The 3,550-nt window shown below is 58.7% G+C and carries 3 protein-coding genes; all 3 read left to right on the top strand.

Going from position 1 to position 3,550, the window contains the following annotated elements:
* Nucleotides 1-264: hypothetical protein (locus tag NW820_RS07220; protein ID WP_414407094.1), on the top strand; the 264-nt coding region annotated here is incomplete at its 5' end.
* 67 nt (nt 265-331) lie between these two features.
* Entirely contained in the window at nt 332-2,059 is a 1,728-nt protein-coding gene (locus tag NW820_RS07215) for an ABC transporter permease (protein WP_414407093.1), read from the top strand.
* Between the two features lie 28 nt (nt 2,060-2,087).
* Entirely contained in the window at nt 2,088-3,461 is a 1,374-nt protein-coding gene (locus NW820_RS07210) for a nitrate/sulfonate/bicarbonate ABC transporter ATP-binding protein (RefSeq protein ID WP_414331442.1), read from the top strand.
* Nucleotides 3,462-3,550: the final 89 nt, after the last annotated feature.

The raw sequence follows: 3,550 nt of genomic DNA, 5'->3' as shown, positions 1-3,550 counted from the left end.
CCTCCCAACAAAGATGAATTCATTTCGCCTCGCTATCCCTACTGGGGCGAAGTGAAGCCGCAGAACCTAGTTTTTGATGCCAACCTGCAGGAATTTAGCAATAAAGTGTCCTTGATTTGTAGCTTGGAAACCGGGGGCAAAATTACCCCGGAAGAAGCCTACCGGCAAATCAAGGAGCTGTGGAAACAACTCAAGCAGACCAAAAAAGCCATCTTGGACGATCCCCAGTGGAAGGAGTCTCCCCCCGACTTGCCGGAAGAGTAGCCGGCTGGATCCTGGCTAACCGCAAACGGTGTACACTGGGCGCGGATGCCGGGCTTGGTCAGGGAAGATGAGGACTTTTCCTTCTCCGGAGGCGCTGCGTCGGCTGCCAGCGGGGGCTGCCGATGGGGCCATCATTCTGGGCACGTTGGTTCTCCTGGCCTTGGTGGCGCAGGTGGGGGTAGGGGCTTTTGAGCGGTTTCAGCCCCCGGCGGTGGTGCCCCGGATCGACTTGGATCCGCGCAACCTGCCCTACTATGCGGCCCGCTCCACCTTGCGCATGTTCATTGCCTTGGCCTTTTCCACCCTTTTTACCTTGGTCTATGGCTACATTGCTGCCAAAAGCCGCTGGGCCGAGCGCATTTTGATCCCTCTGTTGGATGTCTTGCAATCGGTGCCGGTGTTGGGGTTTCTCTCCATTACCGTCACCGGCTTTATTGCCCTTTTTCCCGGCAGCTTGCTGGGGCTGGAGGCGGCTTCTATCTTTGCCATCTTCACCAGCCAGGTCTGGAACATGACCTTTTCCTTCTACCAATCCCTGCGCACGCTGCCTCAAGAGTTGGTGGAAGCGGCTACCTTGTATCGCCTGTCGGGGTGGCAGCGCTTTACCCAGTTGGAAGTGCCGGCGGCAATGGTGGGCCTCATCTGGAACGCCATGATGAGCTTTGGCGGAGGGTGGTTCTTTGTGGCAGCCAGCGAAGCCATCAGCGTGCTCAACCAGGAATACACGCTGCCGGGCCTGGGATCCTATGTGGAAGCGGCCGTCCAGGCGGAGGATCTGCCCAAGCTGGGCTGGGCGCTCCTGACCATGGCCGGGGTGATCCTGCTGGTGGATCAGCTCTTCTGGCGGCCTTTGGTGGCTTGGTCGGATAAGTTTCGCCTGGAACAGAGCAGCGGGGCTGCTGCCCCCGAATCCTGGCTGTACGATCTGCTGACCACGGCGCGGATCCCGCGGCTGATCGGCAGTTGGCTGTCCCCCTTGGCAGAGTTGGTGGATCGGCTGTTGTCCTATCTGACTCGCCCGCACTGGGTGGATCCCCTCAGTCCTGAGGCCGAGCGACGCCGCGAGCGGCTGCTAACCCAGCTTTCCTGGGCAGCTATTGGCGGCATTGGGATTTGGATTGTTTATTTTGTGGCTACCACTGTGGGCTTTGGAGAGGTGATGCTGACCTTCGGGCTAGGGATCCTCACCCTGCTGCGGGTTAGCGTGTTGCTGGTGTTCGCCACGGTGATCTGGACTCCCATTGGGGTGGCCATTGGCTTTAATCCAAAACTGGCGAAACTGCTGCAGCCGGTGGTGCAATTCCTGGCAGCTTTCCCGGCCAATTTCCTCTTTCCTTTTGCCACGTTGTTTTTTATCCGCGCCCAGATCAGCATTGAGTGGGGCAGCATTTTGCTCATGTCGTTGGGGGCACAGTGGTACATCCTTTTCAACTCCATTGCCGGTGCCCAAAGCATCCCCACGGACTTGCGAGAAATGGCCGTGGATGTGGGCCTGCGGGGATGGCAGCGCTGGCGAAAGCTGATCATTCCAGGGATCTTTTCCGCCTGGGTCACCGGGGGAGTCACGGCCAGCGGCGGCGCTTGGAACGCCAGCATTGTCTCGGAGATTGTGGCCTGGGGATCCACCACCCTGACGGCTACGGGGTTGGGCACCTACATTGCCGAGGCAACGGCGGTGGGAGACTGGCCCCGCATTACCTTGGGCATTGGCATGATGAGCTTGTTTGTGGTGGGCCTTAACCGTCTGTTCTGGCGACGGCTGTATCAGTTGGCGGAAGAAAAGTATCACCTTTAGTCTTTTCAGTTTCTGAGGCAATCTCTCTATGAGCTCTGCAGCTTCCCCCGTTTTAATTGAGGTCGAGAAAGTCTACAAGCGCTTTCCTTTGCCAGAGGGCAAGGGGGAGTTTACCGTTTTAAGCCAAATTGATTTGCAAGTGCGGGCAGGGGAGGTCTTGGCTCTGCTGGGCCGCAGCGGCAGTGGCAAAAGCACCCTTTTGCGCATCATGGCGGGCCTGATCCCCCCCAGCCAAGGGCGGGTGCTGAGCAACGGCCAGCCTCTACGCGGGCCTAACCCCGATGTGGCGATGGTGTTTCAGAGCTTTGCTCTCCTACCCTGGCTGACCGTGCAAGAAAATGTGGAGCTGGGGCTGCAAGCCCGAGGGATCCCCCGCGAGATCCGCCGGCAAAAGGCCCTGAAGGCCATTGACTTGGTGGGCTTGGATGGGTTTGAGAACGCTTACCCCAAGGAGCTTTCGGGGGGGATGAAGCAGCGGGTGGGCTTTGCCCGCGCCTTTGTCCTAGAGCCCAAGGTGCTGTTTATGGATGAGCCTTTTAGCGCTTTGGACGTGCTGACGGCGGAAAACCTGCGGGGGGAAATTGATGAGCTGTGGAATGCGCAAGCCTTCCCTTCCCAAAGCATCCTCATCGTTACCCACAACATCGAAGAGGCGGTGTTTTTGGCAGATCGGGTGGTGATTCTGGGATCCAACCCGGGGCGGATCCGGGGGGAGGTGAGAATAGATCTGCCGCGGCCTCACGAGCGCACGGATCCCCGCTTCAAGTCCTTGGTGGACTACATCTACGAGATCATGACCAACCCTGAAATTGCTGTTACCGGAGAGGTGGCTCTGCCTGCGCTGGCTGGTGATAAGGCCACTTCCCCCTATGCCCTGCCTCTGCCCCATGCGCGGGTGGGCGGGATCAGCGGTCTGCTGGAGTTGATCGTGGAGTGGCCGCAAGGGCGGGCGGAGATTGCCGATTTGGCCGAGCGGCTGCAACTGGCCGTGGACGATCTGCTGCCGATTTTGGATGCGGCGGTGCTGTTGGGCTTTGCCGAGGTGGCCAGCGGGGTGGTGCAACTGACCGAAATTGGCCAGGACTTTGCCAACACCACCATCCTGCGCAGCAAGGATCTCTTCCGACAACAGCTATTGGCACGGGTTCCCGTGTTCCGCAGCATCTTGCAGACTCTGGAAGAAAAAGGCAGCCGCTCCATGCGAGCGGACTTCTTCTTGGATCTTTGGGACGAACACTTCCCCCACGCTGAAGCCGAACGGCAGTTTGCCACCGCCATTGACTGGGGACGCTATGCGGAGCTATTTGAGTATGACGCCTCGGAAGAACGTCTCTATCTGCCCGAGCCAAGCGAGAGCTCCACTGCTCAAAAGCCTGTCGGTCTCAACTCTCGTTCCGACTGAAGCGCATCTGGCTCTGCCTTTTTCAAAGCTGCATCGTAGAGCGGAGGTATGGCGCCAATTCCAGAAAGTCCCAAAATCTACCACATTAC

Source organism: Synechococcus sp. R55.7, assembly GCF_047461955.1.
In the GTDB taxonomy this organism is placed as follows: Bacteria; Cyanobacteriota; Cyanobacteriia; order Thermostichales; family Thermostichaceae; genus Thermostichus.
The sequence above is the reverse complement of the archived record's forward strand: the minus strand, read 5'-3'. Positions and strand labels throughout refer to the sequence as shown.